This is a genomic window from Candidatus Protochlamydia sp. R18 (genome assembly GCF_000648255.1).
GTDB classification, from domain to species: Bacteria; Chlamydiota; Chlamydiia; order Chlamydiales; family Parachlamydiaceae; genus Protochlamydia; species Protochlamydia amoebophila.
This window is the reverse complement of record NZ_BASL01000694.1, coordinates 1-3,362: the sequence shown is the minus strand read 5'-3', so window position 1 is coordinate 3,362 and position 3,362 is coordinate 1. Positions and strand designations below refer to the sequence as shown.

Annotated in this window: 1 protein-coding gene and 1 pseudogene; both read left to right on the top strand. The window is 36.7% G+C overall.

Annotated elements, in window-relative coordinates:
- Positions 1-1,379 (top strand): leucine-rich repeat domain-containing protein (locus tag TY19_RS11715; RefSeq protein WP_445082249.1); only part of this gene is annotated, 1,379 nt, incomplete at its 5' end.
- Positions 1,380-2,811: 1,432 nt separating this feature from the next.
- Positions 2,812-3,362: pseudogene (locus tag TY19_RS05620) on the top strand (IS5 family transposase); the annotation flags it as partial.

Sequence of the window (3,362 nt, the reverse complement as noted above, 5' to 3'; positions counted from 1 at the left end):
TAGTGGAATTAAAAGCACTTTTAAATTTTGCGCAGCAATACCAATTAAATACTTTAAAAAATTATTTAGAACTTATAGTTGTGAGTTCTTTATTAAACCAAGCTTCTCATGTAACTGAATTTGAAAAAATTTTAAAGCACTTCTCAAATGAAATAGAAAGGCTCAATTTTTCAAAGAATGCCTCTTTGACTGATGCCCATCTGTTAGCGTTAAAAAATTGTAAAAATTTAAAAGCACTACATCTCCAGGAATGCTACAAACTCACTGACACTGGTTTAGTATATTTGGCGCCTTTAGTGTCTTTACAATATTTGAATTTGTTTGATTGTATAAAGCTTACCGACGCTGGCTTAGCGCATTTGACACCTTTGGTGGCTTTAAGGCATTTAAATCTGATGGGATGTAATAAGCTTACGAATGCAGGATTAATGCATTTGCGACCTTTAATGGCTTTGCAACATTTAGATCTGAGTTGTTGTAGAAATCTTACTGACGCTGGATTAGCCCATTTGGCACCTTTAGTCGCTTTGCAGCATTTATGTCTAAGTGAGTGCATTAATCTCACCGGTGCTGGATTAGCCCATTTGACACCTTTAGTCGCTTTACAACACTTGAATTTGAATAGCTGCTATAAACTCACTGATGCTGGATTAGCCCATTTGACATCTTTAGTCGCTTTACAGCATTTAGACCTAAGCTGTTGCAGAAATCTTACTGACGCTGGATTAGCCCATTTGCGACCTTTAGTGGCTTTGCAGCATTTAGACTTGAACTGTTGTAAAAATTTTACGGATGCTGGATTAACACATTTGACACCTTTAGTGGCTTTACAGCATTTAGACCTAAGCTGTTGTAGAAATCTTACTGACGCTGGATTAGCGTATTTGATGCCTTTAGTGGCTTTATCGCATTTAAATTTGGCTGGATGCCATAATTTCACGGATGCTGGATTGGCGCATTTGGCACCTTTAGTGGCTTTGCAGCATCTAAATTTGGGTGATTGCTATAGACTCACGAATGCTGGATTAGAGCATTTAACGCCTTTAGTGGCTTTGCAGCATTTGGATCTAAGTGAGTGCGAAAAGCTAACGGATGCTGGATTAACGCATTTGGTGCCCTTAGTGGCTTTAACACATTTGGATTTGAGTGAATGCGATAAGCTCACGGATGCTGGATTGGCGCATTTGGCACCTTTAGTGGCTTTGCAGCATTTAAATTTGAGTTGGTGCGATAAGCTTACCGACGCTGGATTGGCGCATTTGACACCTTTAGTAGCTTTGCAAGATTTGTATTTGGGCTATTGCAAAAATTTCACTGAAGTTGGATTGGCGCATTTTAAATCCTCAGTAGCTCCACTCCATTTAAAAATTATTCGTTAAAGTAACTCTCAATGGCGTTACATACAGAAATATTACAGGTTTTTTTAAATTAAATTTTCATAGTTCTCACAAAATAATTAAAAAAGGAAGTTCAATAACTTCAGTTAGTGTTTTGAGTTTCTCCCAATTTGTTCGAACGTTTTTTTAAATTTGTCTAAAAAATTTTAATAGGATTTAAGTCTGGCGAATAAGGAAGAAGAAATAGAATTTTACATCCCGCCTTTCGTATCCATCGCTTTCAATACTTGTAATTTGTGAAAAAAAGCATTTCCATCATAGCTATTTGTCTAGGCTTAAGCTCTGGTATAAAAAAATCTTTTAACCACAGACTGAATAATTTGGTATGTCAGGTTCCCGTGTAGAAAAAAAACTAAGAGACGAGATTCTATTTTTGCCGCAATAAGATTTCATCGGACATAGCGAAGTCCTGAAATGGCTCCGCAAACTTCATCTCCTCGCATAAATCGAGCATACTCTTTTTGCAAATATTTATTGCTGCCACTCTCATCAACATAAAAACGATTTCTTCAAGAATCTTCTCTAGCTCTTTCGCAAATTGATTTCGTTTTTTCATCTCTTTCATTGTAGTACAAGACCTTTTTTAAAGTAATATTAAGCCTTTACAAGCATAAAAAACTGCTTGGCAAGTGGAAGAAAATTCTATAGCAATCTCTCTTAGATACCTATCTAGATGTTCTTGAATATATTTTGAGTTTACCGTTATCTATTTTACTTGGATTTGAACTCCTTGTCTTAAGGGTTAGGTTCTGTTATTTCTGTCTACGAAACCAGTTTGCTAATGTACGCGTAGTCACTCCGAAAATTTTTCTGGTTTTAGACCACGTTCCACCATTTTCAATTTATCTTAGGGCCTTTTTTCTTAAATCAAGTGAGTAACTCACCTTACGCAGAAATTAGTCGAAAAAGTCATTCGATGAGTTTAAATTTCCCTTCTCGTAATGGAGGAAAATATGTCTGATGAACTTCTTGATCTTTATACAGAGTATCTGATCAGCCAAAATCAAGTATGCAATAACTACAGGGCTTTCAGCCCTTTTAGATAACCAAATCAGTCATGATAAAATCACAAGATTTTTAAACAATCATCAATTCAATTCAAAAGATTGATGACAATACATCAAACCTAAAATCCGTCAGTATGAAGAAGAAAAAGAAGGAATTCTGATTATTGATGATTCAATAGAGAAGATCTTATATAGATGAAATAAAGAAAATGTTCATTATGGAGATGAAATTGAATCGCTTAATTGCTTTATCTTTAGAAGATAAGAAAATGGCCATTCCCAAAATTTCAATACATTTGCATCCAAGAATAGAGAAAAAAGGATTATTTGCTTAGATAGCGTAGTCACGAGAAATGAAATAAATACTTAAATGTGCTACTCTTTTATGCTCATCAATGGAGCATCTTATGGAAGCACACATAAGACATGATATATCCGACAGAGTTTGGAATTTACTGGGACCTCATTTGCCAGGAAGAAGAGGGGCTTGGGGTGGTATAGCAAGAGATAATAGGACTTTTATCAATGCAGTATTTTGGATATTAAGAACGGGAGCTCCATGGAGGGATTTGCCTCCAGATTACGGTAGTTGGAGCAATACTCATCGGCGATTTATCCGATGGCGCAATCAGAGAGTCTGGGAAAGGTTGCTTGAGGTATTGATTGACGATCCAGATTATGAATGGCTTGTGATAGATGCTTCGCATTGTCAAGTGCATCCTCATGCAGCGGGAGCTAAAGGTGGTAATCAGAGCATGAGTTATACAAAAGGGGGCTCAATACAAAATTGCATCTTGCCGTGGATGCGCATGGTCTGCCGATCAGAGTCATTATTACAGAAGGTACAACAGCAGATTGTACTCAAGCAAGGAATTTGATCGCTGGTCTTACAGCTGAGTGGTTACTGGCAGACAAAGGATATGATAGCGACGCAATCGTTGAGCAAGCTATAAGTCAG